Below are 25,199 nucleotides of genomic sequence, written 5' to 3'. Positions count from 1 at the left end.
GGCCGGTGCCATGAAGGTAATCATCTACGCCGACGGCGGATCCCGCGGCAACCCCGGGGTGGCCGGTTCCGGCACGGTGGTCTACGCCGCCGACGGCCGCGAGGTGCTGCGCACCATCGCCTACGTGGTCGGCACGCAGTCGACCAATAACGTCGCCGAGTACAACGGCCTGCTGCGTGGGCTGGAGGCCGCCCGCGAGCTCGGCGCCACCGAGGTCGAGTTCTACATGGACTCCAAGCTCGTCGTCGAGCAGATGAACGGGCGTTGGAAGATCAAGCACCCCGACATGCAGAAGCTGGCCATGCAGGCGCACAAGCTGGTAGCCGGTCTGGATGACTTCCAGCTGGCCTGGGTGCCGCGCGCCAAGAACAAGGTCGCCGACGCCCTGTCCAACGACGCCATGGACGCGGCGGCCGCCGGCCACGCGGTCGGCATCATCGGCGGCATCGAAGGCGGCATCGAGGGCGATGCGGGTACGGACGACGACGCCGCGGGCACGACCGAGCACGGCGGGCCGGCGCCCAGCGACTGGCTGGGCGAGCGCGGGGAAGCCACGCGGCTGGTGCTGCTGCGCCACGGGCAAACCAAGATGTCGGCACAGCGCCAGTACTCCGGACACTCCAACCCGCCGCTGACCGAGCTCGGCCGCCGCCAGGCCCTAGCCGCCGCGCAGGCCCTGGCCAGCCGCTTCGGCACGGGCGAGGACGGCCAGATCGCGGCGGTGGTGGCCTCCCCGCTGGGCCGGTGCCAGGAAACCGCCCGGGCCGTCGGCGAGGTCCTAGGCCTGGACGTGGGCACCGACGACGGGCTCATCGAGCTCGACTTCGGCGGCTGGGAGAAACTGACCTTTAACCAGGCCCACGAGCGCGACCCGCAACTGCACGCAACATGGCTGGAAGACACCGCGGTGTCCACACCGGGCGGGGAATCCCTGCAGCAGCTGCACCGCCGGGTGCGTCAGGCGCGGGAGAAGCTAGTCAAGCGCTATGCGGGCAAGACCATCGTGCTGGTGAGCCACGTCAACCCGATCAAGTCGCTTGTCGCGCAGGGCCTGGGCGGCGGGCCCAGCCTGTTCGATCGCTTCTTTTTGGATCTTGCCTCGCTGTCCGAGGTGGAGTTCTGGGACGACGGCACGCTGGTGCGCTGCGTCAACGACGCCGGCCACCTGTCTGGGCTGGATGCGGGCCAGAGCTAATTTTCACGCCGGCCCGCGCGCGGACTAGACTAAAGCGCGCGAATGAGTCGGCCGGGTAAACGCGGCAAATGAACCGCCCCACGCGTTGGGGCAGGCAGGCACCGAGGAAAGTCCGGACTCCACAGAGCACGGTGGTTGCTAACAGCAACCCGGGGCAACCCGCGGGCAAGTGCAACAGAAAGTAGACCGCCTGGAGCAATCCAGGTAAGGGTGAAACGGTGCGTTAAGAGCGCACCAGCACCCCAGGTGACTGGGGTGGCTGGGTAAACCCCACCGGGAGCAAGGCATCACGGCCTGCCTTTTGGGCAGGCCCGATCAGGTGTTTGAGGGCTGCTCGCCCGAGCCTGAAGGTAGCTGCTTGAGGCGGCCAGCAATGGTCGACCCAGATGGATGTTTACCACGCCGGGGACGGGCAACCGCCCCGCGCGGACAGAATCCGGCTCACAGGCCGGCTCATTCGCCCCACACCTTTTCATTTTCCGTTGCTCACACTGGCGCGCGGGAGTGGGGCGCCTGTGGAACAATGAGCCGGTATGAAGCTGTATGCTGCGCCGCTGGACTTTGATAACGTCGCCGCGGAATTCCAGGTCTCCCGCGACTTCGACGAACACGTCACCGACCAGGCCCGCGCGGCGGTCGATCAATTTGCCGCCAGCCGCCGGGATGCCCGCGACCTACCGTTGGTCACCATCGACCCGCCGGGCTCCAGGGACTTGGACCAGGCCGTCTACATCACCAGCGGGACCGCGGGCGGCTACCGCGTCTACTACGCCATCGCCGACGTGGGCGCCTGGCTGGGCGGGACCGGCGAAGAGGCGCCGGCGACCGTGCACGCGGAGGCCATGGCCCGCGGCCAGACCATCTACCTGCCGGATTCGCCGGCCCGCCTGCACCCGCCCGTGCTGTCCGAGGACCGCGCGTCTTTGCTGGAGGGCGTGGACCGGCCGGCCGTGCTCTTTAGCTTCGACCTGGACACGGACGGGGAGGTGACTGACTTCTTCGTCGAGCGCGCCCTCGTACGCTCCCGGGCGCGGCTGGACTACGACGGCGTCCACGAGGACTTAGTGCACGGGCGGATGAACTCGGCCATCCGCCTGCTGCCGGAGGTAGGCCAGCTGCGGCAGGCCTCCGCGCTGCGGCGCGAGGCGATTTCGCTGCGCATCCCGTCGCAGCGGGTCGTCGAAGACGCCGACGGGCGCTTCGAGCTAGAGATCGAGCCGCGCCACGAGGTCATGGACTATAACTCCGAGATTTCCCTGATGGCCGGCATGTGCGCGGGCCAGCTCATGCACAGCCACGGCGTGGGTTTCCTGCGCACCCTGCCAGGTGCTAGCCCCGAGGCCGAGGAGGAGTTCCGCGCCGAGGCCCGCGCCCTGGGCTTCGAGTTGGGCGAGCTTAGCATCTCCGAGTTCCTGCGCGGGGTGGATGCCAGCTCACCTCGGGGGATGGCGGTCATGCGCGAAGCCCTGCGGCTACTGCGCGGGGCGGACTACGCCCTGCTGGGGCGCGACGAGGGGCAGATCCACGCGGGCATCGGCGGCTATTACGCGCACGTGACCGCGCCGCTGCGCCGGCTCATCGACCGGTTCGGGTTGGAGGTCTGCCTGGCAATCTGCGCCGGCACCGACGTCCCCGAGTGGGTGCAGGCGGACGGCGAGGAGGCGGTGGCATCGATGCGGCGGAGCTCCCAGTTGGCCTCCCAGGTGGACAAGGCCTGCCTGCAGCTGACCGAGGCCACGGTCCTGGAGCCGTGGGCGGGCACGAATTTCTCGGCGGTGGTGCTCTCCAGCAACGCCGAGCGCGAGACCGCCCGCCTTTTGGTCAACGAGCCGCCGGTCATCGGGCAGTGCGTGGGCGCGCCCGAGCCGGGCAGCGAGACCTCGGTTTCCCTGGTCACCGCGGAGCCGGAAGAGCGCGCGGTGAAATTCGCCTGGCCGGCTGACTAGAACCGGCCGACTAGGACCGGTCGATTAGGCGGCGGGCTCGCCGGGGTTGACCGGGACGACGAGCAGGCCGTCGTCGGCGAGATCCTGAGAGAAATTCTGCGCGCGTTCGGCGGGCACGTAGGCGATGACCGAGTTAGCCACGCCGGCCGCGGCCGCCCGTGCGGCCACCGCGCCGCGGGCCGTGACCAGCTCGGCGACCTCGGCGGCCACCGGCAGGTGATAGATGCTGCCCAGCGCCGACTGCGACTGGTGGAGAAGCGGCAGCAAGTCCGCGCCGCGGCGGGAGCGCAGCGAGCGCGCGATGCCCAGGGCGCGGTCGGTCTCGCCGGTGTAGAAACCGAGCCAGCTGGCGGCATCGGCGTGCTCGGGGTGGTCCTGTTCTGGGTGCACCTCGTGGACCGCATCCAACCAGTCCAGAACGCGCGAGGACGCGTCCGGTAGCAGGCGCAGGCTCTCCGCGCCGAAAGCGTGGCAGGCGTTGTCGACGAAGCGCTGGCGGATGCGCAGATCCACCCCGATCTGCGGGTCCGGGGTGGAGTCCGGGACCGCGACCACGAAGGCGTGCAGCTTGTCGCCCAGCGGGTGCGGGGCCTGGGTGACGGAACCGTCGGCGTAGTCGATGATGGAAATCTGCCGGCCGTTGCCGCGCAGGGCCGCGGTGTGGCGGGCGCGCAGTGCCGGCAGGGCCGCGAAGGAATCGACGGCCTGGGAGCAGACCTCGGCCAGGCGGGCGCGAAGCGGGGCATCGTGGGGAGCCTCGTTGCCGCCCAGCATGGACAGGGCCACGGCGACATCGGCGGCTGCCAGCCCACCCAGGCCGGAGTAGGACGGGATGTCGGTGACCACGGTGATGTCCACGCCGGTGGTCTCGCGGGAGAGCAACTGCCGGGAGACCATCGTGCTGACCACGCCGCCGAAGCGCTCGGCCAGCCCACCCGTCGGGAACGGCGGCGGGACCGGCTGGCCGGCCTCGTCGACGCCGGGCTGCTGCGCCGCGGCCAGCTGTGACAGGGTGTCGAGCGTCGTCGATTCTTCGCGCACCTGGGGCTCGCCGGGGCCATCGACGCGGTAGCTCACGGTGATGGTCGAATCCTCGCGCGGGCTAACCGCCGCCGCGGCGCGCAGATCGGAAAGCCCTGCGGCAACGATGCCCCCGTAGTGGTCAACGTGCTCACCGATGAGCAACCAGGTCGCCGGCGCACTGGCCACGTGGGCGGCTTCCATACCCACGCGTTGGTGGTGGGCAGCGCGGGCTTTGTCGACGACGTGGTCGGTCGGGGCGGGCCAAAATGGCATTGCGGGGGATACTCCTTCATTAGCGGTCGCACTCGCCGGCCCGGCGCCAGCGACGTCGATGACGTAGATAGAGCGTGGATGAGGCGCGGGCAGGCGAGAAGTCCTAACAGAAACATTCTAGCGGCGCGGACAACTCCCGATGAGTACTGTGGGATCCCGCGGGCGATAACCCGCGCTAAATCGCTTAATAAACCCCGTCAACCAAGGAGGATTAGTCCATGGCCGAGCAGGATTCGCAATGGTATTTCAACCCGTCCACCGGTGAGGTTACCCAGGGCCCGCAGGATTCCTGGGACAACCGGATGGGGCCGTACTCGTCCGAGGAAGAGGCCCGCAACGCGCTCAAGACCGCGGCGGAGCGCAACGCCGCGGCCGATGAAGCCGAGGAAGCAGAAGACGACTGGGGCAAGCCCGCCCAGTGGGATAAGTAGCCTACTTCAGCTTCTTCTTCAGCGGCTTGAACGCCGCCTTAATCTGATCGAAGGACTCGGAGTAGTCCTCCAGCGCCTCCAGGCCAATCTGGCGTTCGCGCTGGTACAGCAGCCCGTAGCCGAAGGTGTCCTCACCCCGGCTGCGGGCTGCTTGTGCGAGCTCTAGCAGCTTGTCGCGGGAGGTCACCGAGTCCTGGAAGTCGCCCAGCACCGACTGCATCTGCTTGCAGGCCTTGTAGAGGCGCTTGGTCTTGAGCTTGGTCGCCGAGCCTGCTGCCTCAGCGGCGTAGCGCAGCTTCTTGGCGGCCTTGCGCATGTCATGGAAGTAGTCTTCGCGCTCGTGCAAGCTGAGCTCGTCATTATCCCAGTTGATAACCGCCTTTTCGTGTCGCTTGACCAGCTTGCGGTAGGCCTTGGCCAGGTGCCGCGCCATGACGGTTTCCATGTCCTCGGGCTCGGTCTGCTCGGCCTGCTTGGTCTGCTCGGTCTGCTCCGGCTTGTCGGACTCCGCCTCGGCCGGGGCGGTGGTGCCGGCGGCCGCTTCCTTCGTGGTCTCCGGCGCGGTTTCTGCCTCCGGCTCGGTTTCGGCCGGCTCGGCCTCCACGACGGGCGGGTGGACCAGCAGCTGGTCGAGGGAGTCGAGCAGCTCGAGGTAGCGGTCGGAGTTGAGCGCGCCGATGACGCGCCGGTGGGCGCGGCGGTAGGCGGTGCCCATGTCGTGGGCGATGTGCCGACGGGTGTTGTCGTCCAGGGTGTCGGAGTCTTCCTCCTCCAGCAGGGACTGCCAGCGTTCCTCGACGACTTCGGCGTCGCGGGCAACGCCCAGCATGGCGGCCAGCTCCTTGAGGTTGGCCTCGATCTTTTCGATCTCCGGGCCAGCCACGATCCCGTGGAAGGTCTGCAGGTGGCTGCGCAGCTCGCGGGTGGCCACGCGCATCTGGTGGACGGAATCCCACTCGTCGGCGCGGACTTTCGGGTCGTATTCGACCAGCTTGTCGCGGTTGGCCTGCAGGGCCTCGACGACGGCTGCCGCCGGGGAGTCCTCCTCCACGTCCGGGGTACGCAGGGCCGGGGGAAGCGGGGCCTGGTCCTTGGAGCGGCCGAGGGCAGACGACAGCTTCGACGGGGAGGCGGACACCCGGGCCCCGGCGCCGATGAGCAGGGAGGTAGCAGATCGGATGATCTCGCTGCCGTGGTCGGTGCCGGCGGTTTCTGCGGCCAGCTCCAGCTCCCACTCGCGCCAGGTGGACTGCTGGCCGCCGGGCAGGAAGCTCCAAGCGGTGACGTGGTCGTCGCAGAACTCGGCGACCGGGCGGCCGTCGTCGCCCAGCAGCAGGGTCTCCGTGCGGTTGTTATCAACCTGGGCGATGGGGGAGACCGGGTGGTTGCGCACGATGGCGCGGACATGGCTAAGCAGCTCCGCCGGGACGCGGTATTCGCCGTCGACGGGCTCGCCGAGCTCGGCGCGGACCTCGGTGCGACCGGTCGAGCCGGGCAGCTTGATGTGCCAGCCGTCGTCCTTGCCGCCGGTGCGGCGCCGCAGGGTGATTTTGTTGCGGGTCAGCCGCAGGTCCTCGGTGTCGTAGTAGATGGCGGATAGGGACTGTTCGGTGGATTCCCCATACCCGGCGACGTGGGCCAGGCGCGTCAGATCCGGGGTGGGGGTGGATTCCGCGACTGCGAACTTCGCCTCGATCTCGAGGAAACTGCTGGTTGCCATGGGTGCCCTTTCCTTGTAAAGACTGCTGTGCCTCTTAGCGGTGATCATACCCGGCTGAATATTTATGCGTGCCGGGGCCATAACCCGCCGGCGCGGAATCCGGGCAACGTAGACAATCACCGAGCCCGCCTAAGGCCCCACAACAGGGGCTAGGCGCTCAGCGCGCGCTGGTGGGGCGCGAGTCCGGAGGAGTCGCCGCTCAGGTGGGAGCGCTCCGCGGCGCTGGCCCCGGCGCCGGCGCCCAGCGGGTTGTTCATCGACAGGCTCGACTGGCTGGTGTGCGGGTAGACCTGCTGCAGGGCCTCCTGGGCGGCGGCCATGCGCTCGGCCAGGACGGGCAGGAGGTCGTCGCCCTCCGCGTCCCCGTCGGCGCTGGCCGCACCGGCGCGGTTGGCCTCCTCGAGGAGCTCGGAGATGCGGGCGGCATAGGACAGGCGGAAGCTGCGGCGGTAGGAGGCGGTCTGGCTGAAGTGCTTGGCCATTTCCGCGTCCGCGCCGTTGCGCATGTGCCAGTCGCACTGGCGGTTGAGGTTGGCAAACAAGTCTGCGGTGTGCGCGCAGTCGTCGGCAGCGCCCACCAGCACGGCCAGGCCGCGCTTGTCCACCAGCAGGGCGGTCACCGAGTTCGCCGCGGCGACAGCGCTGAGCAAGACGGCCTGATAAGCCACCCAGGGCGCATGCAGGTGCACGCGGTGGGCAATACAGCTCGTCGCCGACTCGCCGCCGGCGGAGGCCTCCGCCAGGCGGTATTCCTGGCGCAGCTGCTGCGCCTTGGCGATCAGTGTTTCGGCCTCATCCATAAACTCAGTGGACTCGGCCTTGCGCAGCAGGGCCTCCACCTTGCCGGCGGCCTTGCGCTGCGCCGACGTCATGGCGGCCTCGGCTGCCTGGGAAGGATCCAAAAGCTCCCAGTCCGGCAGGCTAGGCAGGGACTTGAAATCCTCAAAGAGCTGGTCGATCACCTCGTCCGGGACGGTGGGATCGGTCGGCGGCCCGATGGTCAACCAGGCGTGCCGTAGCGCCGGGCTGGTCACGTGCGCCGGGATGCGGGCGGCGGCATAAAAGACCATCTGGTGGGTATAGGGCCCACAGATGTGGATGAGGTCGTCCGGTCGCCAGCCGGCGCGGGCGACGAGGATGAGGAAATCGGCTAGTTGCTCAAGGCGGCGGTGGTAGCTAAAACGCATGGGGCTAAAGGGTCCTTTCGTCTAAACGTTAGTGAGTGCGCTAGGTGCTGTAGTGGCCTTATCCGACCACGCCGGGCGTGGGGCAGCGGTGGCAGCTTCCCCTGCTTGCTACCCCCGCTTATTGGTGGTGGTCGGGCGATGTGACCACCCTGCAATGGCCCACCGGACTGGTCCGCGACAAAGCCCACTACGGCCCGGCCGGCCTACTAAGGTGGATTCCATGAACAGCCAACATGAATTCGTGCTGCGTACCGTCGAAGAGCGAGATATCCGGTTTATCCGCCTGTGGTTCACCGATATCCTGGGCGCGCTCAAGTCCGTGGTGATGAGCCCCTCCGAGCTGGAATCCGCCTTCGAGGAAGGCGTGGGCTTTGACGGATCCTCCGTGGAAGGTTTCTCGCGCATCTCGGAATCCGACACAATCGCGCTGCCGGATCCGTCCACGTTCCAGATCATGCCCTTCGACCGCGACGAGCCGGAGCTGCAGTCCGCGCGGATGTTCTGCGACATCGCCCAGCCCGACGGGCAGCCGTCGATGGTGGACCCGCGCCACATCCTTCGCCGGCAGGTCACCGCGGCGGCCAACGAGGGCTTTACCTGCATGGCCTCGCCGGAAATCGAGTTCTACCTACTGCAGCAGCGTCCCGAGGAAGAAGACCTGCTGCCGACCGATAACGGCGGCTATTTCGATCAGGCCACCCAGGACGCCGCCCCGCGCTTCCGCCGCCAGGCCATGTTGTACCTGGAGGAACTCGGCATCGCCACGGAGTTCAGCCACCACGAGACCGCGCCAGGCCAGCAGGAGATCGACCTGCGGCACGCAGACGTTATCACCATGGCGGATTCCATCATGACCTTCCGCTACGTCATCAAGAAGGTCGCCGCCGACCTGGGCGTGCGCGGCACGTTCATGCCCAAGCCCTTCGAGGAATACTCCGGCTCCGGCATGCACACCCACCTGTCCCTGTTCGAGGGCGAGTCCAACGCCTTCCACGACCCGGACGATGAGTTTTCGCTGTCGACGACGGCCAAGCAGTTCATCGCCGGCATCCTGGAGCACGCCAATGAGATGTCCGCGGTGACGAACCAGTGGGTCAACTCGTATAAGCGCCTGATGTTCGGCTCGGAGGCCCCGGGCTCGGCGACCTGGGGCGTGTCCAACCGCTCCGCGCTGGTCCGCGTGCCGACCTACCGACTGACCAAGGAGGAGTCGCGCCGGGTGGAGATCCGCTCAGTGGATTCCGCGATGAACCCTTACCTGGGCTACGCCGTCCTGCTGGCCGCCGGGCTCAAGGGCATCCGGGAAGGCTACGAGCTAGGCGACCCAGCCGAGGACGACGTGCACCAGCTGACACGTCGGGAGCGCCGGGCGATGGGCTACAAGGACCTGCCCATGTCGCTGGACCAGGCGCTGCGCCACCTGGAAAAGTCCGATTTCATGGCCGAGGTCATGGGCGAGCACGTCTTCGAGTTCTTCCTGCGCTCGAAGTGGGATGAGTGGCACGCCTACCAGCGCCAGATCACCTCCTTCGAGCTGCGCCACAACCTGAACTACTAAGCCTTTAATACCCAAACGAAAGGGGCAATTGACTGTGCGCGCGACGGTACCTTCCCCGGCCACCCTGGGGCTGACGCGGGCGAACGCGGCTGCCGACCTGGAGTGGTTGGGCTGGAACAACGCCGAATCCACCGAGCTGCTCTGGTGCCTGGCCGCCGCCGGGGACCCGGATCTGGCGCTGAATACGGTGATGCGCCTTTATCAGGGTCTGGATGATTCCGGCCGCGAGCTGGACCAGCAGATGCGCGCGAACGAGGCGCTGCGGGTGCGCCTGCTGGCGCTTCTGGGGGCATCGACGGCGCTGGGGGATCACCTGGCCGCCGAGCCGGAGCTCTGGCGCCAGCTGGCCGAGCCCTTGCCGGAGCCGGAGGAGATGCTCGCGCAGCTTTTGGGCGCGGTCGATGCCCGCCCCGCGCAGTTCGCGGCCGAACTCGACCGGCCGGACACGGCGAGCGCGCAGCTAACCACCCCGGGCAGCTACGTTGCCGGCACGACGGGTCAAGACGCCACGCGGGCGCTGAAGTCGACCTACCGGACGCTGATGATGCGCGTGGCCAGTCACGACCTGGCGGGCACGTTTTATTCGCGCAAGGGGCAGTCCCGCCCGCAGCCGCGCATCGAATACTCAACAGTCACCCGGCTGACCACGGCGCTGGCAGACGCGGGGCTGACCGCGGCGCTGGCGGTGGCCACGGCAACCGTCTACGGCGAAGAACCGCTGGATAGCCAGCTGGCCGTCATCGCGATGGGCAAGTGCGGGGCCGGGGAGCTTAATTACATTTCCGACGTCGACGTCATCTTCGTGGCCGAGCCCTTGAGCGAGGAGGGTGATGCCAGGTTGAGCAAGGCCACCCGGGTGGCTTCGAAGTTCATCCAGATTGGCACCAAGTGCTTCTTCGAGGTGGATGCGAACCTCCGTCCGGAGGGCAAGTCCGGGGCCTTGGTACGCACGCTGGACTCGCACGTGAAGTACTACCAGCGCTGGGCGCACACCTGGGAGTTCCAGGCGCTGCTCAAGGCCCGCCCGCAGACCGGCTACCTGCCGCTGGGCCAGGACTACCTGGAGCGCATCGGGCCGTTGGTTTGGTCGGCCTCCCAGCGCGAGTCCTTCGTGGAAGACGTGCAGGCCATGCGCCGCCGGGTGCTGGACAACGTGCCTGAGGACCTGCGCGCCCGGGAGCTGAAGCTGGGCTCGGGCGGTCTGCGGGACGTGGAGTTTGCCATCCAGCTGCTGCAGCTGGTCCACGGCCGCTCCGACGAGAGCCTGCGCGTGCTGTCTACCGTCGATGCCCTGGCCGCCCTGGTCAGCGCCGGGTACGTGGGCCGCGAGGACGGCAACCAGCTCATCGAGGCCTATGAGTTCCTGCGGCTTCTCGAACACCGCCTGCAGCTGGAGCGGTTCCGCCGCACCCACACCATGCCGCCCAACGATGACGCGGACGCGTGGAAGTGGCTGGCCAAGATCTCCGGTTTCACGCCCACGGGCCAGCGCTCCGCCGCCCAGATGATGGCGACGACGCTGCGGACTATCCGCCACCGGATTTCGCAGCTGCACTCGCGCCTGTTCTACCGCCCGCTGCTGCACTCGGTGGTCTCCATGAGTTCCGCGGAGCTCAAGCTCTCGCCCGAGGCCGCGAAGCTGCAGCTGGCCGCCCTGGGCTATAACTACCCGGACCGCGCCTTCGAACACCTGACCTCGCTGGCGGCGGGCAGCTCTCGCAAAGCCAAGATCCAGGCGATCTTGCTGCCTACGCTGATGGAGTGGCTGTCTTCCACCGCTGATCCGGACATGGGGCTGCTCAACTACCGCAAGCTGTCGGAGGCAGCCTTTGACCGCACCTGGTTTTTGCGGATGCTGCGGGACGAGGGCATCGTCGGCCAGCGGTTGATGAAGATCCTAGGGACCTCGCCGTACACCGCGGACCTCATCATCGCCGCGCCGGATACCGTCAAGCTGCTCTCCGATGGCGCCGCCGGGCCGAAGCTCATGGACGCCCAGCCGGAGCAGGCCTTCAAAGCCCTGGTCAACTCCACCAAGCGGCACGCCGACCCGGACAAGGCGGTGGCCGTGGCGCGTTCTCTGCGCCGGGTGGAGCTCGCCCGTATCGCCGCCGCGGACCTGCTGGGCTTCATGCCGGTCGAGCAGGTCTGCCGGGACCTATCCCTGGTCTGGGACGCGGTGCTGGAAGCCGCCCTGCGCGCCGAGATCCGCGCCTGGCTGCGCGCTCAGGAAGCAGCGGCAGCCGAAACCGCCGGAGACCCCGACGGCACGGAAGGTGCTGACGATGCCGACGGGGCATCGGCCACGCAGCCGGTGCGCCCGCCGGCGCGGATCGCCGTTATCGGCATGGGCCGGCTGGGAGGTATGGAACTGGGCTTCGGCTCGGACGCGGACGTGATGATAGTGGCCGAACCCGCGCCGGGCGTGGACGAGACCGCCGCTATCAAGTGGGCAATCGGGATCGTGGACAAGATGCGGCGCCGGCTGTCCAAGCCCTCGGATGATCCGCCCCTGGAGGTCGACCTGGGCCTGCGCCCGGAGGGGCGGTCCGGGGCGGTGGTGCGCACGATCGCCTCCTACGAGCGCTACTACGACCAGTGGGGCGAGCCCTGGGAGATGCAGGCGCTGCTGCGCGCGGCCTTCGTGGCCGGCGACAAGGACGTAGGGGAGAAGTTCCTGGAGGTCATCGACCGCTTCCGGTATCCCAGCGAGGGCGTGAGCGAGTCCACCATCCGCGCCATCCGGCGGATGAAGGCCCGCGTGGACAACGAGCGCCTGCCGCGTGGGGCGGACCGCAACACCCACACCAAGCTGGGTCGCGGCGCGCTGACCGACATCGAGTGGACAGTCCAGCTGCTGACCATGATGCACGCGCACGAATTCACCCAGCTGCACGACCCGTCGACGCTGCGGGGACTCGACGCGCTGGAGGAATGCGAGGTGCTTGACTCCGAGCAGGTCTCCAGCCTGCGGGAGGCATGGCTGATGGCTACCGATGCCCGCAACGCCCTGGTCCTGGTCCGCGGCAAGCGCGTGGACCAGCTGCCGCAGCCGGGCCCGCAGCTGGCCCAGGTGGCCGGTGCGGTCGGCTGGGCGCCGGAGGACAACCAGGAATTCCTGGAGGCCTACCTGAAGCTGACCCGGCACGCCCGCCGGGTGGTCGACGAGGTTTTCTGGGGCGAGGCTGAATCCTTCGAGCACGACTAGCAAGCGGCAGCAATGCCCCTAGGGGGTCGCCCGGATTTCGCCCTGATTTTGCTGGCAAAGTCGGCTTTTGCCTAGGCAAGCGGCGTTAGCCTTCCTAGACTGGGACGTGCCGTCCACGGTGGCCGGCCCACCACGTGGCCCCACCGCGGACGCGGCACCACAGCGACTTAGCCCCACAAACAGCGGACCAGTAGTAGAGGAGAAAACACCATGGCACTGCAGATTTCTTTGGATCTTTCGGCGGCTACCTTTCGCGACTTAAGCGGATTTATGGACTCGGCGCGCGCGGCCGGCGCGGGCGCGGACACGGAGCTGAAGGTAGAAGACGACAAGCTTGTCATCACCATCGAGGGCCCGACCAGCCACCACCGCCCGGACAGGCCCCACCAGGTGGTCGATGAGGACGGCCGTGGCGTCGACGAGCGCAAGCCCAACTTCGGCCCGGTGGGCGAGCCGGCCATCCGCAGCGTGATCGATATCTTGAGCGGTCGGCAGGAACCGCCGCGCCGCGGTGATAGCTTCGGGCACTTCTAGGCGCTAGAATTCCCGAGAGTTCAGCACTAGTATTTGTTTATTCGATTCTCTCTTAGTTCAGGCAAGGGGCCAGCATGGCAGGAACAGAACCCACCGCGCCCTCTCAGCCCACTCGGGCGGAGGAGCCGGCTGGGGCCGCGCGGGCGGTCAGCGGGCAGGCGGACGCGCATCGTCAGCAGTGGGTCGTCGCCGGCGCCGTGGTCGTGCTGGCCCTAATTTTCGCCCTGGTGGCGGCCTGGTTCATGTGGCCGCTGAACACCACGCACCAGGGGCGCACGGTCGGCGACGCCGCCTCGCAGGTTACCGGGCCGGAGACCACCGCGCCCGAGGACGCCGACGACGAGGAACCGCGCCCGGGCTACCGCTTGGTTGAGCTGGCCGAAGCCCTGGGCATCCCGGAGGCCGCCATGCCCAAGCAGGCCTTCGAGGCGGGCGATAGCCGGGAGCAGTCCCGGGAGGAGCTCGAGGCCGTCATGGACACCGCCGTCAGCGAGGGCCGCCTGAACGAGGACGAGGCCCAAGCGGTGCTCAAGGCCTTCGACGAGGGGCTCATCGAGGGCCAGTCCGGCCCGCTGGTCGCCAGCAACGACGGCCAGTAGCGCGGGCTGCATCCGCCCCCGCGGGGCACGACCGGGCAGGGCCGGGCAACCGGCAGCGAGATAGCAGGAAGTCGCCACCGCCCACACAGACGCGACGCTTATTCTTTCCCTTAGAAGATTACGGAAAGGTAACGTTTATGTCCTGTTCTTACACCGCCCGCAGGCGTTGGCAAACGCTCGGCATGCTGGCAGTCGCGCTGGGAGTGCCCATCTTGGGCGGCGTGGCCATAGCGGCCACGGTCAACGACTTCGTGGTGGCCGGAGCCAGAAACGTCGAAACGTACCTGCCTTTTACCAGTAGGGTAGGGCTGCACCCAGCCAGCGCCCTGCCCCCTGGCGGCGCCGAGACTGGGCTGGCTGAAAGGATGGCGAACGCGCTGCCTGCCCGGCTGCGCGGACTCTACTAGGGAAGGTCGTGGCCCGACATGCTGACAACGGTAGCGTTCCGGACTTTCGAGCAGCGCCGGCACCGCGCGAGTAGCGCCTATGTCTGGCAGCTGCCGATAACCCGTTACCTGCAGGAGTTCGGTAAAATCGATTTTCGCAGCCCGGTGACGTTCTTCGCCGGCGAAAACGGCGCCGGCAAATCCACGCTGCTGGAGGCCATCGCCCTGAGCGCCGGTTTCAGCGGGCGGGGCGGCCCACTGCAGCCCGAAGCGGTGAGGGGGACCAACACGGAGTCGGAGCTGTCCCACTGGTTGGCCTTGCGCTTCGATGAGACGCTCCTGCGCGGGTACTACCTGCGCAACGAGACCCACTTCGACCTGCTGCGCGACGAGTCTGAGCGGGCCGCCGGGCGCAACAACCTCGCTCGGGGCGTGGACCTGATGAAACGCTCCCACGGCGAATCCGTCTTCGACATCCTCGGCGAATACGTTGACGGCCGCGGGCTCTATCTCATGGACGAGCCGGAGGCGGGCCTGTCGGTCATCCGCCAGATGGCGCTGCTCGCCGAAATCGACCAGGCCGTCCAGCGGGGCGCTCAGTTCCTCATCGCCACGCATTCGCCCATCCTGCTGGGCACGCCCAGGGCGCAGATCTTCCAGTTCGACGACTTCGGCGTGCAGGACGTGGCCTACCGCGACACCGATGCGTACCGGGCCACCCAGGAATTCATCGAGGCCCCGGAAGCGGTTGCGGAGTTTTTGACCCGCCCGGAGCTAGACGAAGAGGACAACTGACCAGGCTTGCCGCGCGGCTTAAACCGCGCGGCGAGCCGCCGGAAGCGGTTATTCCGGCAGGCGGGTGATGCGGATGCGCGGGCCGCGCTCTTCTTCGCCGCGGCGCAGCCAGCGGGTGACCAGAATGCCAATAACGCCGACTGACCACACCGCCAGGACGGCCCACGCGGCGTAGCGGAAATCGCCCCACTCGTAGGCCGCGCCTTGGGAATGGGAATCCAGAAGGAAGGCGAAGGACTGCGCACCCAGCATGCCGGCTATGAAGCCGCCCATGTTGCCCAGGCCGGTGGCGGTGGCCACCACGTCGCGGCCTAGGTGCTCGCGGACCAGGTCGAAGCCGTAGTTCGCGGACGGGCAGCACAGGGCGATGATGAAAGCGAAGCACAGGGCCGCGGCCAAACCGCGCGGTTCCGAAGCGGAAAAGAACCACGCCCAGAACAGCACGTGCAGCGTGGAAAATCCGACGGCTATCAGGTCGCGGGCATTGCCCGTGCGCGCGGAGATCTTGCCGTGCAGCGGGCCGATGAGCACGAGGAAGACGGAGTTAATAGTGAGAACCAGGCCGGCGGAGGCCTCCGACAGGCCCATGCCCAGCGTCATCAGCGGCACGCCCCACATCATCACCACGACGATCTGGAAGAACAAGTTGGAGTAGTGGATGAAAAACGCCTGCCAGGCCACCGGGGAGGTCACCACGGATTTCAGGCGCTGGGGGATGGACAGCGCCTGGGAGTTGGGCTGGACCTCGACGACCTGTTCCTCGTAGACGCCGGCCTTTTCCGGGGAATCGGCCACCGCGACCGCCGCGGCCAGCGCGATGATGATACCCACCGCGCCTAGGCTGACAAACGCCGCCGTCCAGCCGGTGGCCCCCAGCAACCAGAGGAAGGGGACCGCGGAGATAAACTGACCCAGCTGGCCCATGGAGCCGGTGACCTGAGTGAGCATCGGCGTGCGGTGCAGCGGGAACCAGTAGGGCAGGATGCGCATGACCGACAGGAACGCGGTCGCATCCCCGCCGCCGATGAGCACGCGGGCGCCGATGGCCGCCCAGTAGTTGGTGGTAAAGCCCAAGATGACTTGGCCAATACCCATCACCACCGCGCCGACGACCAACATGTTGCGGGGGCCGAAGCGGTCGATGGCGATGCCGGTGGGGATCTGGGCCAGGGCGTAGACGCCGACCTGCACGGAGGTGAACACTGCGATCCGGGAGGCGTCGACGCTGAAGCGCTCGATGGCGTCGACGCCGGCCACGCCGAAGGAGGTGCGCCCGGTAATCGCCACGATGTAGACCAGCACCGCGGCCACCCAGACATACAGCGCCTTGGTGGTGATGACTTCCCGCGGGTTGGGGCGGTGATTCTCAGGAGTCGACATGGCCGCTTAGTCTACTACCGCACGAAATATTGTCGACTGGGGACCGGCGTGGAAGCCGCGGCTGTGGGCGCGCCCAAAGCGAGGGATAAAAAGGGGCCCGAGTACACCGTTAACCGCTAGACTTAGCCGCGTGGATTATATTTCGACGCGTGATGTGGACCAGGTTCCGGCCAAATTTACCGACATTCTGCTAGGCGGGCTCGCCCCGGATGGCGGCCTCTATCTCCCGGAGCATTACCCGCAGCTGGATGACGAGCTGCTGAGCAGCTGGCGCGCCCTGGCCGATAAGGAAGGCTACGCCGCGGTCGCCGCCGAGGTCCTGAAGCTTTATATCGACGATATCGACCCGGCAGACCTGGAGCAGATCGCCGCGCGCGCTTATACCTACCCGAAGTTCGCTTCCGAGGAGATCGTGCCGGTCACCGAGCTGGGCGACGGTCTTTTCATCGGCCACCTGTCGGAGGGGCCGACGGCCGCGTTTAAGGACATGGCCATGCAGCTGCTCGGCGAGCTCTTCGAGTTCGAGCTGGCGCGCCGGGAAGAGACGCTTAACATCCTGGGCGCGACCTCCGGCGACACCGGATCCTCGGCGGAATACGCCATGCGCGGCCGCCCCGGCATCCGGGTCTTCATGCTGACCCCGGCCGGGCGCATGACCCCGTTCCAGCAGGCGCAGATGTTCGGGTTGGACGACCCCAATATCTTCAACATCGCGCTGGACGGCGTCTTCGACGACTGCCAGGACGTGGTCAAGGCCGTCTCCGCGGACGCGCAGTTCAAGCGCGACTACCGGATCGGTGCGGTCAACTCCATCAACTGGGCGCGGCTTCTGGCCCAGGTGGTCTATTACGTCTCCTGCTGGCTGCGGGTGACCGACAACAACCAGCAGAAGGTCTCCTTCTCCGTGCCCACGGGCAACTTCGGTGACATCTGCGCCGGCCACATCGCCCGCCAAATGGGTCTGCCCATCGACACCCTGGTGGTGGCGACCAACGAGAACGACGTGCTGGACGAGTTCTTCCGCACGGGCAACTACCGCCCGCGCCCGGCCGCGGAGACCTTCAAGACCTCCTCGCCGTCGATGGATATCTCCCGCGCGTCCAACTTCGAGCGCTTCGTCTTCGACCTGACCGGCCGGGACGCCGCCCAGGTGGCCGACTGGTTCGGCACGAAGGTCAAGGAGGGCGGCTTCTCCGTGCCCCCGGAGCTTTTAGAAGACGCCCGGGACAAGTTCGGCTTCACCTCCGCCAGCTCTACGCACGCGGACCGGCTGGCCACCATCGCGGACGTCGACGAGCGCTACGGGGTGCTCATCGACCCGCACACTGCCGACGGCGTCAAGGCCGCCCGCGCGGCCCAGGCAGCCGGCGTGGAGACCCCGATCGTCTGCCTGGAGACGGCCCTGCCGGTCAAGTTCGCCGACACCATCCGGGAGGCCACCGGCCGGGAGCCGGAGGTGCCCGAGCGTTTTGCCGGTATCCTGGATGCGGAACGTACCGTGGCGGACTTGCCTAACGATGCCGCCGCGGTCAAGGACTACATCACCCGCTCGATTGACACCACGGAGGTCTAACAATGGCACAGGAACAGTTCGCTGGGCCCGAGTACCACACGGAATTCGATCCGGAGAAGTTCCTGCGTGACCTACGTGCCCAAGCGGCCGAGGAAGAGGACGAGACCACCCCGGACGATGGTGCATCGCAGAGCTAGCCGCGTGGCCCTCGCGGCCGCCGCGGTCGTGGGGCTTAGCAGCGCGTGCAGCCTACCCGCGGTAGACCCGCTGGAGGAGAGCAGCCAGCGTACCGCGCCCGCGACGGATCTGGGCGCGGCGGCGGAGCAGACGGACATCCCGCCGCGCGAGGACGAGATCCTGACCCCACAGTTCGCACCCGTGCCACCGGGCGCGGCCATCCACCTGTCCGCGCAGACGCCGCAGCCGGGGGAGTACTTCAGCTACCAGCTGTGCACCGTCGCCTACTCCTTCAGCCTGCCCGAGGGCCGGAGCATTGCCGTGACGGCATCGCACTGCGGCAAGGTCGGCGACCAGGTGTGGGCCGCGGATGAGTACGGCGAGTTTTCCTATCCCGCGGAGCCGGTCGGCCAGGTGGTCTACTCGGATTTCTACGCCCCGGACACCCACCACCTGGACGTGGCCTTTATCGAGCTCAATGAGGCGGGAACCTCGGGGCAGATTCCCTTCCACACCGCCGAGTCCTTGGAGACCAATATCGCCACGCAGCTGGCGCAGCTGCCGGACCAGGCCTGCAAGCTAGGCGGATCCACCCATAAGACCTGCGGGGAGGTCACCCACCTGCCGGAGCTGAGCAAGCTCAATGCCGACGGCGAGCAGCTCGAATCCGAGTCCGCGCGCGCCCGCATGTGCGTCCGCACGGGTGACTCGGGCGGGCCCGTTTACGCCGAGCGGGATGGCCGGCCCGTCATCATCGGCTTGGTCTCCGGCACCACCGAGCGCATGGATGGGGGAACGACCTGCGAGGACTACCCGGACATGGAGGTCTCCTTCACCCCGGCGGTGGAGGTCCAGCGGTTAGCCGACGGCCTGTGGGGCGAGGTGGCCCGCGCCGACGCCGCCACCCACTAAGGCCGCGCGGTGCCGTAGGCTAGGGGTATGGCAACCCCGGATTTCATCGTGTCCCTGCGTGAAAAGATCGGCCACGACCAGCTCTTCCTGCCCGCCGTGACCGCCGTCATCGTGCGCGGCGTCCCGGAGGGCGCCCCGCTGTGGGAGGTGCCCACGGTGTTGCTGGCCCGCCGTGCCGACAATGACAAGTGGGCCCCGGTGGCCGGCATCGCTGAGCCGGGCGAGGAGATCAGCACCACCGCGATTCGGGAGGTCGCCGAGGAAGTCGGCCTGGAGGCCCGCGTCGAGGCCCTCCTGGGCGTCGGTCAGGTCGGCCCCGTGGAATACGGCAACGGCGACAAGTGCCTGTTCATGGACACCACCCTGCGGCTCAGTGTGCCTGACGATGCCGTCCCGCACCTCGCCGACGACGAGAACACCGAGGTCGGCTGGTTCTCAGTGGCTCAGCTGCCGCAGTCGCTCAACGCCCGCCACCGCATGGTGATCGCGGACGCCGTCGCGCAGATGAAGCACCCCGCTGGCTTCCGCCCTCGGATCGGTTACGCTAAGCGCAACTAGGTGGGCCGATAAGCTCCCGCAGTTGCTCGGGGCTGTCGGCGAAGGCGAAGCTATCGATGCCGTTGTCGACCTCTTGGCGGCTATGGATCCGCCCGCAGACGACGATGTCGACCGCCCCCCGCGCCGGGGTGACCAGCAGCCGGCCGCGGGCAGCCAGCGCGTAGAACAGGGCGGCATCGTCCGCGCCCCACGCCCACGCCGTCGCGTAGACGTCGCGGGCGTCATCGCCCAGCCAGGACGTCTCCAGCACCAGCCCCGGGCGGGTGAGGTAAATCCCGTCGCGTTTCAGCGGGCCTAGTACCTGCCGCACCGCCGCCACGTCGGCGGTATCCAGGGCGACGAAGGTTAGGGGGTTGAACATGGAAACGAACCTAGCACGACCGTGGGATACTGAAGTGGTGGCTTTGGCGTCAATCAAAGCCGGCCGTTGGATATACGAACTATAGGTGGTGCGAATATGGCAGTGTCTTTACCGGGATACGCGGTCGTTGACTTTGAGACAACCGGCTTCGGGGCGACCGACCGGATCATTGAAATCGGGGCCGTGCTGTTGGACCATAACTTCCGCGTCGAGGGCGCCTTCGAGACCCTCGTCCAGCCGGACCGGGACGTCCCCAACAGCTTCGTCCACCAGCTGTCCGCCTCCGATCTGGTGGCGGCGCCGCGGTTCGCGGACATCGCGGGCCGGTTCGCGGCGGCGCTGAGCGGCCGCGTGCTGGTGGCCCACAACGCGCCTTTCGAGGTCCGTTTCCTGGGCTACGAGTTCGGGCGCCTGGGGATCCCACTGGCAGTAAGTAAATCCAGCGTCGTGGACACCCAGGTCCTGAGCCACCAGGCACTCGGTAAGCGCAAGCTGGCCGAGGCGCTGGACGCGGTGGGCATTTCCAACCGTCGGGCGCACTCCGCCCTTGCGGACGCGGAGGCCACCGCCGCCTTGCTGCGGTGTATGGTCCGTGATTACGGCGTGCCCGTTCCCGCGGGCGTGGGGCTGGCCATCGCTGCACCCGGTCAGGTCGGCGCAGCGCAACCGGCGGCGCTGCTGACCCGCGACGATGCCGCGAAGGCCGCCGAGGAGCCACAGGCCTGGTTGGCGCGCCTGGCCCAGCTGCTGCCGCCGGCCGGCGGTGCGGAGGGGCAGACCTACCGCGGACACCTGGCCGCGGCACTGGCCGACAAGAAGTTGTCGGCTTCGGAGCTCAAAACCCTGGAGGCCTCCGCCTTAGAGTCGGGCCTGGGCCTGCAGGACGTGCTCGATATCCACGAGGATTTCCTGCGCCAGCTGGCCGTCGAGGCCTGGCTGGACGGCGTGGTCACGCCCGCCGAGCAGCAAGTCCTGACCGAACTCGCCGCGCAGCTGGGCCTGCCGGACGAGCTCGTGGGCGAATTGGTCGCCCGCCCCGTGACCGGGGAAGCCACCGTGGGTGTCCACCTTGCCCCGGGAGACCGGGTGACCTTCACCGGCGCGCTGGATCTACCCCGCGAGACCTGGGAGTCGCGCGCCCGGGCCGCCGGGCTGGACGTCGGCGGGGTGACCAAGCGCTCGGTACTCGTGGTCTCGGCCAACCCGGACTCGATGAGCGGCAAGGCGAAGAAGGCGCGCAGCCTGGGCGTTCCCATCGTCGACGAGAAGACCTTCGGACAGCTGCTCAAGGCCCTGGGTGCGGTCCCCGCGGCGGTTGGCGCCCCGGAGGTGGATGAGGGCGTAGTACCGTCGGCATCGCCTAGCCCAGCCGCACCCGCCGCCGAGGAAGCCACGGGGCCGGCAGCAGCGCCGGGCGGGGCGGCGAATACGCTCTTCCCCTGGTTCGGGGACCAGCTGGACTACCTGGGCAGCCAGGCCGAGGCGATCACCGCCGCCATCGCCCGCGGGTGGGTGCGCTCCCATGCCAGCACCCCGCTGGTGGAGCTGTCGCCGGTACTGGCGGTGAATACTCCGCTGGAGTTCAACAATTCCTCAGTGCGCAAGGCCTCGGCGTTGTGGCAGAGCCGCTTCCCGGTCATGCTGGAGGCCACCGTGCACGAACTGGGCGATCTGCCCGGCGTCGGTAAGGTCAAGCTCCACCAGCTCGTGGAGACCGTCGTGCTCGCCGCCCTCGATGCCCTAGATACCCCGGAAGCTCCCACCGACCCCGCGGCGGAAAGCGGGGCCGCGGATGCGGCGGACGTGACCACCAGCGTGTACGCCGACGAGGATGCCGCGGGCACGAACGACGCCACGGAGCGCGCGTTGGGCTGGCTGGGCCTAAACGGACCGCTGGAGCTGCCCGCTGCGGTCTACCCGGACTACGACCATGCCCGCAGCCTGCAGCGTTTGTGGGACGACTGCGTGGAAGAAATCGCAGCCGCGTGCGGCGCGGACATACGAAAACTGACCATCGTGCGTGAGCGCTGGGTCGGCGGGGCCACGCTCGATGAGGTGGGCCAAGCCCTGGGCCTGACCCGCGAGCGCGTGCGCCAGATCGAAAAAGCGCTGCGGGAGGCCGTCGATAGCGATTGCGAGCTGGCACGCGCCACCGCGCAGCGCCTGGCCGAAAACATCGGGACAGTCCGGGACGCAGCCGAGCTCGACAAGCAGTGGCCGGGGTTCCGGGACGGCCACACGACACTCGGGGGCAGCCCTGAGGAGGTGCTGCGCGCCGTCTTCGGCCTGTGGGAAATGGACGGCCAGTTGCTGGCGCGGCCCGGGTTCCTGGAGGAATTCCCCGCGCTGGTGGAGGCCGCGGCCGACGGCTACGGGCTGATAAACCTGCCCGAGTTCCGCCGCGATCACGGAATCCCGGAAGAAGCCTGGACTGGGTTGGCCAGACTGTTGCGCACGGCGCTTCGGGTGGGCGACTACCTTCTGGTGTCCAATTCACAGGGCGGCCGGTCCTGCGCCATGCTGTTGCTGCACGGCGAACCCATGACGGCGGAAGAAATCGCTGAGATCACCGGCGACGACGTGCGAGGCGTGCGCAACCAGCTGGCCGTCGATCCGAGGGCTCACCGCGTGGGCAATGGCTCCTACGGGCTCGCCGAGTGGGGCCTGGACGAATACCGCAGCTTGGCCGACTGGATCGCTCAGCGGGTCGAGGAGCGCGGCGAGGTGACACTCGAGGAGCTGTTCGCCGAAGCAGGCCGCCTCAATGTCAGTGAGAACTCCATTCGCGCCTATGCCGACAGCGGCGACCTCGAGACCGTCGACGGGGTGGTGCGCAAGACCGAGCGGGCGCCCGAGCTACTGGATGCGGACATCCAGGAATCGCGCGGGCTTGCTCACTTCGACGGCGCGTGGCACCTGCTGCTGGAGGTGACCAGCGACCACCTGCGTGGGTCTGGGTTTGGCGTCTCGGCCGGCATCGCCGCGGAATTCGGCGTGCCCGTAGGAGGTGAGCAGCAGTGGCCTAGCCACCTGGGCGCGGTCAGCCTGCGCGTAAACCGCCTGCGGCAGGCGTCCCTGTCGACCATCCGGCGTTTTCTCGAGGAGCTGGGCGCCGAGCCCGGGCAGCGCGTGTGGCTGCGGCTTGGCGCCGGCTGCGAGGTAACCCCGGCCGAGCCGCGCCGGGCGGGACTGGAAGGCCTTGACGAGGTGCTCAACGCGATGGGGCTGGCTCCTGTCGGCGGCGCGCACCAGGACAAGATGGCCGTCATCAACTCTGCCCTGGGGTGCCGCCCGGACGCGCCGGTACGGCGTTCCGTGGCCATTCTCGGCCACCGGCGCCAGGACCGACTGGCGGATCTCATCCGTACCAGCCGGCCCTAAACGCCCTGGGCCAGTACATCGGACTATGGGCGGACATCATGCTGTCTGCCGTGCTCCTGATGGTGCCTCTAGACTACTTCTTCCTCTTCGTTGGCTTCTGCAAGGAAGGGCCTTCAGCCGAGCCTCAAGAGCCCAAATCAGTGTCAAGGTGATGGCAGACCGGCAGCGCGTGTTGTAAGGTGGGCCAGTAACTATTTCCTACGGAAGCTATGCCAGTGAAGATTTAAGCCTTTTCCGCAATTGCTGAGGGCGCAGCTTGTGCCCTCAGCTGGACTATCGGCTTGTAGAAAGGGCATCTTCCTGTGCGATTTTCTGATTCACAATCTTCAATTTCTTTTCAAGACTTGGGGTTGACTTGGTCCAACGGGACCCCTTGTTTTTCGCATGTTACGGGCCATCTTGGCCGCGGCGTGACCGGCTTAATCGGAACCAACGGATCGGGCAAAACGAGCCTCTTGCGTGTACTCAACGGTAACCTCAATGCTTCCTCGGGTAACTTTCAAGTCCCCGACTCAGTAGCGTACTTGCCGCAAAAGTTGGACATAGCTGATGCGAAAACGATCGCGGATATGTTCGGGATAAGGGACTTAATCGATGCACTGAGTGCGTTGGAATCCGGAGCTTATGATGAAGCTCTGTTCGAGCGCGTCGGGGATGATTGGGATGTGCCGGAGCAGATCCTAGCTGAGCTTTCTCGCTATGGTTTAAGTTATTTATTGGATTCGGACGACGGGGAAGGGACGTCGCCATTGGAGTTTTTTCGACGACCGGTTACTTCTTTGTCTGGGGGCGAAACAATGCAGATTGCTCTGTGCGCTGTATTGCTTGGTGGCCCCGACTATCTCTTGTTGGATGAGCCTACGAACAATTTAGACACGGGCGCACGTAAACGACTCATGGCTATGCTTCAAACCGCCAATGTTTCCGCATTGGTTGCGAGTCATGACCGGCAACTCCTCCATTCCGTCGATCGAATAGCAGAGCTCTACGACGGGCAGTTGCGAGTTTTTGAGGGAAACTACGAGGCGTATCAAGAGGTTATTCGGCAGGAGCAAGAGCATGCTGCTCACGACCTCAAGGATGCGCGTCAAGAAGAGCGGCGACAGGTACGGGAGCAACAGGCTTTACAGACCCGCCTTGCCCGGGACGCCCGCCGTGGCCGGCAGTTCTCGAAGAGTAAACGGAAACCTGGAATGGCGCTGGGAAATGACAAAAATCGTCACGAAAAGAAGTCTGCGAAGCGAAAAGCGGGGCAGAAGCAGGCGCTGGAACGTTCGAGGCGAAACGTACAAAAGGCGCAGTTGCACCTGAGAGAGGAAGAAAAGGTCTATATTGACCTCGAGGATACTGTCCTAGCTTATAGGACGAAAGTATTGCAACTCAGTCTAAACGATCCAGCGTTGGCTACTGAGACCTGCCCGGCCATGGTGACGATCATGGGGCCGGAGAAGCTGCGCATCGCAGGTGCTAATGGAGCTGGTAAGACTACTCTTCTCCGGAGCATCGTAGGTCAAGAGCCGAAGCTTGCCGGACGTTATAGCGTTGATTATGTGTTGGGGGAATTTGGCTATTTGCCTCAGGCAATATCCCTCCCAGAAGACAAGACCGTGTGGGAGGTTGTCACGGAGGCCAACCGGCGAATTGAACCGCAACGGCTGCGGAATAAATTGGCTGAGTTGTTGTTCCGCGATGACGATGTCCACGCTCACGTCAACGCATTGTCCGGAGGCGAGCGTTTTAGGGTGGCTTTTGCTTGCGAGCTTTTGAGAGATCCTCCTCCAAAGCTATTGATCCTCGATGAACCGACAAACAACTTGGATATTCCGACCGTAAATTGGTTAGCTGAAGTGCTGCAGTCTTACCAAGGAGCGTTAGTTGTAGTCAGCCATGACGAAGAGTTTTGTGCCGAGATCGGATTCTCTCAAAAAATCGTACTGCCGAGGCTGTAGAGGAATGCCTGCACACACGGGAGCGCTAGTGATTAAAAGACAGAGATGAAAACCGGACAATTCATGCCCACGCCTGCGACCCGAGTAAACACCATCGTTCATATCGTCTCGCC

The 25,199-nt window shown here is 66.7% G+C and carries 20 protein-coding genes and 1 other RNA gene; 16 read left to right on the top strand and 5 right to left on the bottom strand.

All coding sequences use genetic code 11. The annotated features are described in order from the left end of the window. Nucleotides 1-10 precede the first annotated feature (10 nt). The 3 genes from CCONF_RS08230 (at nt 11) to CCONF_RS08220 (ending at nt 3,141) form a co-directional block, all read left to right on the top strand. On the top strand, nt 11-1,195 hold the full coding sequence (locus CCONF_RS08230) for a bifunctional RNase H/acid phosphatase (RefSeq protein WP_290222584.1): 1,185 nt from the start codon (nt 11-13) through the stop codon (nt 1,193-1,195). A 43-nt stretch (nt 1,196-1,238) separates the two neighbouring features. Further along, nucleotides 1,239-1,655, top strand: an RNA gene (gene rnpB, locus CCONF_RS08225) — RNase P RNA component class A. 73 nt (nt 1,656-1,728) lie between these two features. Further along, nucleotides 1,729-3,141, top strand: a complete 1,413-nt coding sequence (locus CCONF_RS08220) for an RNB domain-containing ribonuclease (protein WP_290222582.1) — start codon at nt 1,729-1,731, stop codon at nt 3,139-3,141. A gap of 24 nt (nt 3,142-3,165) precedes the next feature. On the opposite strand, the gene CCONF_RS08215 is transcribed toward CCONF_RS08220, so the two are convergent. Further along, nucleotides 3,166-4,437: a galactokinase family protein gene (locus CCONF_RS08215; RefSeq protein WP_290222580.1), complete on the bottom strand. Its 1,272-nt coding sequence runs from the start codon at nt 4,435-4,437 to the stop codon at nt 3,166-3,168. 218 nt (nt 4,438-4,655) lie between these two features. Between CCONF_RS08215 and CCONF_RS08210 the strand changes: the two genes are divergently transcribed. Further along, nucleotides 4,656-4,868 (top strand): hypothetical protein, encoded by a 213-nt coding sequence (locus tag CCONF_RS08210; protein WP_070767730.1) that lies wholly within the window; start codon nt 4,656-4,658, stop codon nt 4,866-4,868. A 1-nt stretch (nt 4,869) separates the two neighbouring features. Here the strand turns inward: CCONF_RS08210 and CCONF_RS08205 are convergent, their stop codons facing one another. Together CCONF_RS08205 and CCONF_RS08200 are read right to left on the bottom strand one after the other, a co-directional pair. Then, nucleotides 4,870-6,588 carry a CYTH and CHAD domain-containing protein gene (locus CCONF_RS08205; RefSeq protein WP_290222574.1) on the bottom strand — a complete coding sequence of 573 codons (1,719 nt, stop codon included), beginning with the start codon at nt 6,586-6,588 and terminating at the stop codon, nt 4,870-4,872. 149 nt (nt 6,589-6,737) lie between these two features. After that, nucleotides 6,738-7,775: a DUF2786 domain-containing protein gene (locus CCONF_RS08200; protein WP_290222572.1), complete on the bottom strand. Its 1,038-nt coding sequence runs from the start codon at nt 7,773-7,775 to the stop codon at nt 6,738-6,740. Between the two features lie 220 nt (nt 7,776-7,995). Here CCONF_RS08200 and glnA point away from each other — a divergent pair, with 220 nt between their 5' ends. The 6 genes from glnA (at nt 7,996) to CCONF_RS08170 (ending at nt 14,855) form a co-directional block, all read left to right on the top strand. Then, nucleotides 7,996-9,333, top strand: coding sequence for a type I glutamate--ammonia ligase (gene glnA / locus CCONF_RS08195; protein ID WP_290222571.1), 1,338 nt, complete (start codon nt 7,996-7,998; stop codon nt 9,331-9,333). A gap of 34 nt (nt 9,334-9,367) precedes the next feature. Then, nucleotides 9,368-12,541, top strand: a complete 3,174-nt coding sequence (locus CCONF_RS08190) for a bifunctional [glutamine synthetase] adenylyltransferase/[glutamine synthetase]-adenylyl-L-tyrosine phosphorylase (protein WP_290222569.1) — start codon at nt 9,368-9,370, stop codon at nt 12,539-12,541. Between the two features lie 210 nt (nt 12,542-12,751). Beyond that, complete coding sequence (locus tag CCONF_RS08185; RefSeq protein ID WP_290222567.1) at nt 12,752-13,075, top strand: hypothetical protein; 324 nt, start codon at nt 12,752-12,754, stop codon at nt 13,073-13,075. Nucleotides 13,076-13,149: 74 nt separating this feature from the next. Beyond that, entirely contained in the window at nt 13,150-13,674 is a 525-nt protein-coding gene (locus CCONF_RS08180; RefSeq protein WP_290222566.1) for a hypothetical protein, read from the top strand. A gap of 137 nt (nt 13,675-13,811) precedes the next feature. After that, nucleotides 13,812-14,081 carry a hypothetical protein gene (locus tag CCONF_RS08175; protein ID WP_290222564.1) on the top strand — a complete coding sequence of 90 codons (270 nt, stop codon included), beginning with the start codon at nt 13,812-13,814 and terminating at the stop codon, nt 14,079-14,081. An 18-nt stretch (nt 14,082-14,099) separates the two neighbouring features. Beyond that, on the top strand, nt 14,100-14,855 hold the full coding sequence (locus CCONF_RS08170) for an AAA family ATPase (RefSeq protein ID WP_290222562.1): 756 nt from the start codon (nt 14,100-14,102) through the stop codon (nt 14,853-14,855). Between the two features lie 48 nt (nt 14,856-14,903). Here the strand turns inward: CCONF_RS08170 and CCONF_RS08165 are convergent, their stop codons facing one another. Next, a complete protein-coding gene (locus CCONF_RS08165) occupies nt 14,904-16,235 on the bottom strand; it encodes an MFS transporter (protein WP_290222560.1) in 1,332 nt (443 codons plus the stop codon). Between the two features lie 130 nt (nt 16,236-16,365). On the opposite strand from CCONF_RS08165, the gene thrC reads away from it, so the two are divergent. From thrC to CCONF_RS08145, 4 genes are read left to right on the top strand one after another with little or no spacing between them, the layout of a single operon-like run. Next, a complete protein-coding gene (thrC, locus tag CCONF_RS08160) occupies nt 16,366-17,808 on the top strand; it encodes a threonine synthase (protein WP_290222558.1) in 1,443 nt (480 codons plus the stop codon). Nucleotides 17,809-17,810: 2 nt separating this feature from the next. Next, nucleotides 17,811-17,945 carry a hypothetical protein gene (locus tag CCONF_RS08155; protein WP_290222556.1) on the top strand — a complete coding sequence of 45 codons (135 nt, stop codon included), beginning with the start codon at nt 17,811-17,813 and terminating at the stop codon, nt 17,943-17,945. Then, the gene (locus tag CCONF_RS08150; protein WP_290222554.1) at nt 17,926-18,837 is read left to right on the top strand and encodes a trypsin-like serine protease; all 912 of its coding nucleotides are present in this window, start codon (nt 17,926-17,928) and stop codon (nt 18,835-18,837) included. The genes CCONF_RS08155 and CCONF_RS08150 overlap by 20 nt, the downstream gene beginning before the upstream one ends. 27 nt (nt 18,838-18,864) lie before the next feature. Continuing rightward, nucleotides 18,865-19,395: an NUDIX hydrolase gene (locus tag CCONF_RS08145; RefSeq protein ID WP_290222552.1), complete on the top strand. Its 531-nt coding sequence runs from the start codon at nt 18,865-18,867 to the stop codon at nt 19,393-19,395. Here the strand turns inward: CCONF_RS08145 and CCONF_RS08140 are convergent. Next, on the bottom strand, nt 19,382-19,756 hold the full coding sequence (locus CCONF_RS08140) for a hypothetical protein (RefSeq protein WP_290222550.1): 375 nt from the start codon (nt 19,754-19,756) through the stop codon (nt 19,382-19,384). The genes CCONF_RS08145 and CCONF_RS08140 overlap by 14 nt on opposite strands. A 96-nt stretch (nt 19,757-19,852) precedes the next feature. Between CCONF_RS08140 and CCONF_RS08135 the strand changes: the two genes are divergently transcribed. Together CCONF_RS08135 and CCONF_RS08130 are read left to right on the top strand one after the other, a co-directional pair. Continuing rightward, nucleotides 19,853-23,137 (top strand): exonuclease domain-containing protein, encoded by a 3,285-nt coding sequence (locus CCONF_RS08135; RefSeq protein WP_290222548.1) that lies wholly within the window; start codon nt 19,853-19,855, stop codon nt 23,135-23,137. A gap of 302 nt (nt 23,138-23,439) precedes the next feature. After that, a complete protein-coding gene (locus CCONF_RS08130) occupies nt 23,440-25,086 on the top strand; it encodes an ABC-F family ATP-binding cassette domain-containing protein (protein ID WP_290222544.1) in 1,647 nt (548 codons plus the stop codon). Nucleotides 25,087-25,199 lie beyond the last annotated feature (113 nt).

It is taken from the genome of Corynebacterium confusum (assembly GCF_030408715.1).
In the GTDB taxonomy this organism is placed as follows: Bacteria; Actinomycetota; Actinomycetes; order Mycobacteriales; family Mycobacteriaceae; genus Corynebacterium; species Corynebacterium confusum.
This window is presented reverse-complemented; position numbering and strand designations above follow the sequence as displayed.

Excerpts from the sequence above, each read along its gene's own strand:
- CCONF_RS08230 (WP_290222584.1), top strand. The coding sequence starts at position 11 with ATGAAGGTAATCATCTACGCCGACGGCGGATCCCGCGGCAACCCCGGG.
- CCONF_RS08220 (WP_290222582.1), top strand. The coding sequence starts at position 1,729 with ATGAAGCTGTATGCTGCGCCGCTGGACTTTGATAACGTCGCCGCGGAA.
- CCONF_RS08215 (WP_290222580.1), bottom strand. The coding sequence starts at position 4,437 with ATGCCATTTTGGCCCGCCCCGACCGACCACGTCGTCGACAAAGCCCGC.
- CCONF_RS08210 (WP_070767730.1), top strand. The coding sequence starts at position 4,656 with ATGGCCGAGCAGGATTCGCAATGGTATTTCAACCCGTCCACCGGTGAG.
- CCONF_RS08205 (WP_290222574.1), bottom strand. The coding sequence starts at position 6,588 with ATGGCAACCAGCAGTTTCCTCGAGATCGAGGCGAAGTTCGCAGTCGCG.
- CCONF_RS08200 (WP_290222572.1), bottom strand. The coding sequence starts at position 7,775 with ATGCGTTTTAGCTACCACCGCCGCCTTGAGCAACTAGCCGATTTCCTC.
- glnA (WP_290222571.1), top strand. The coding sequence starts at position 7,996 with ATGAACAGCCAACATGAATTCGTGCTGCGTACCGTCGAAGAGCGAGAT.
- CCONF_RS08185 (WP_290222567.1), top strand. The coding sequence starts at position 12,752 with ATGGCACTGCAGATTTCTTTGGATCTTTCGGCGGCTACCTTTCGCGAC.
- CCONF_RS08180 (WP_290222566.1), top strand. The coding sequence starts at position 13,150 with ATGGCAGGAACAGAACCCACCGCGCCCTCTCAGCCCACTCGGGCGGAG.
- CCONF_RS08175 (WP_290222564.1), top strand. The coding sequence starts at position 13,812 with ATGTCCTGTTCTTACACCGCCCGCAGGCGTTGGCAAACGCTCGGCATG.
- CCONF_RS08170 (WP_290222562.1), top strand. The coding sequence starts at position 14,100 with ATGCTGACAACGGTAGCGTTCCGGACTTTCGAGCAGCGCCGGCACCGC.
- CCONF_RS08165 (WP_290222560.1), bottom strand. The coding sequence starts at position 16,235 with ATGTCGACTCCTGAGAATCACCGCCCCAACCCGCGGGAAGTCATCACC.
- CCONF_RS08155 (WP_290222556.1), top strand. The coding sequence starts at position 17,811 with ATGGCACAGGAACAGTTCGCTGGGCCCGAGTACCACACGGAATTCGAT.
- CCONF_RS08150 (WP_290222554.1), top strand. The coding sequence starts at position 17,926 with ATGGTGCATCGCAGAGCTAGCCGCGTGGCCCTCGCGGCCGCCGCGGTC.
- CCONF_RS08145 (WP_290222552.1), top strand. The coding sequence starts at position 18,865 with ATGGCAACCCCGGATTTCATCGTGTCCCTGCGTGAAAAGATCGGCCAC.
- CCONF_RS08140 (WP_290222550.1), bottom strand. The coding sequence starts at position 19,756 with ATGTTCAACCCCCTAACCTTCGTCGCCCTGGATACCGCCGACGTGGCG.
- CCONF_RS08135 (WP_290222548.1), top strand. The coding sequence starts at position 19,853 with ATGGCAGTGTCTTTACCGGGATACGCGGTCGTTGACTTTGAGACAACC.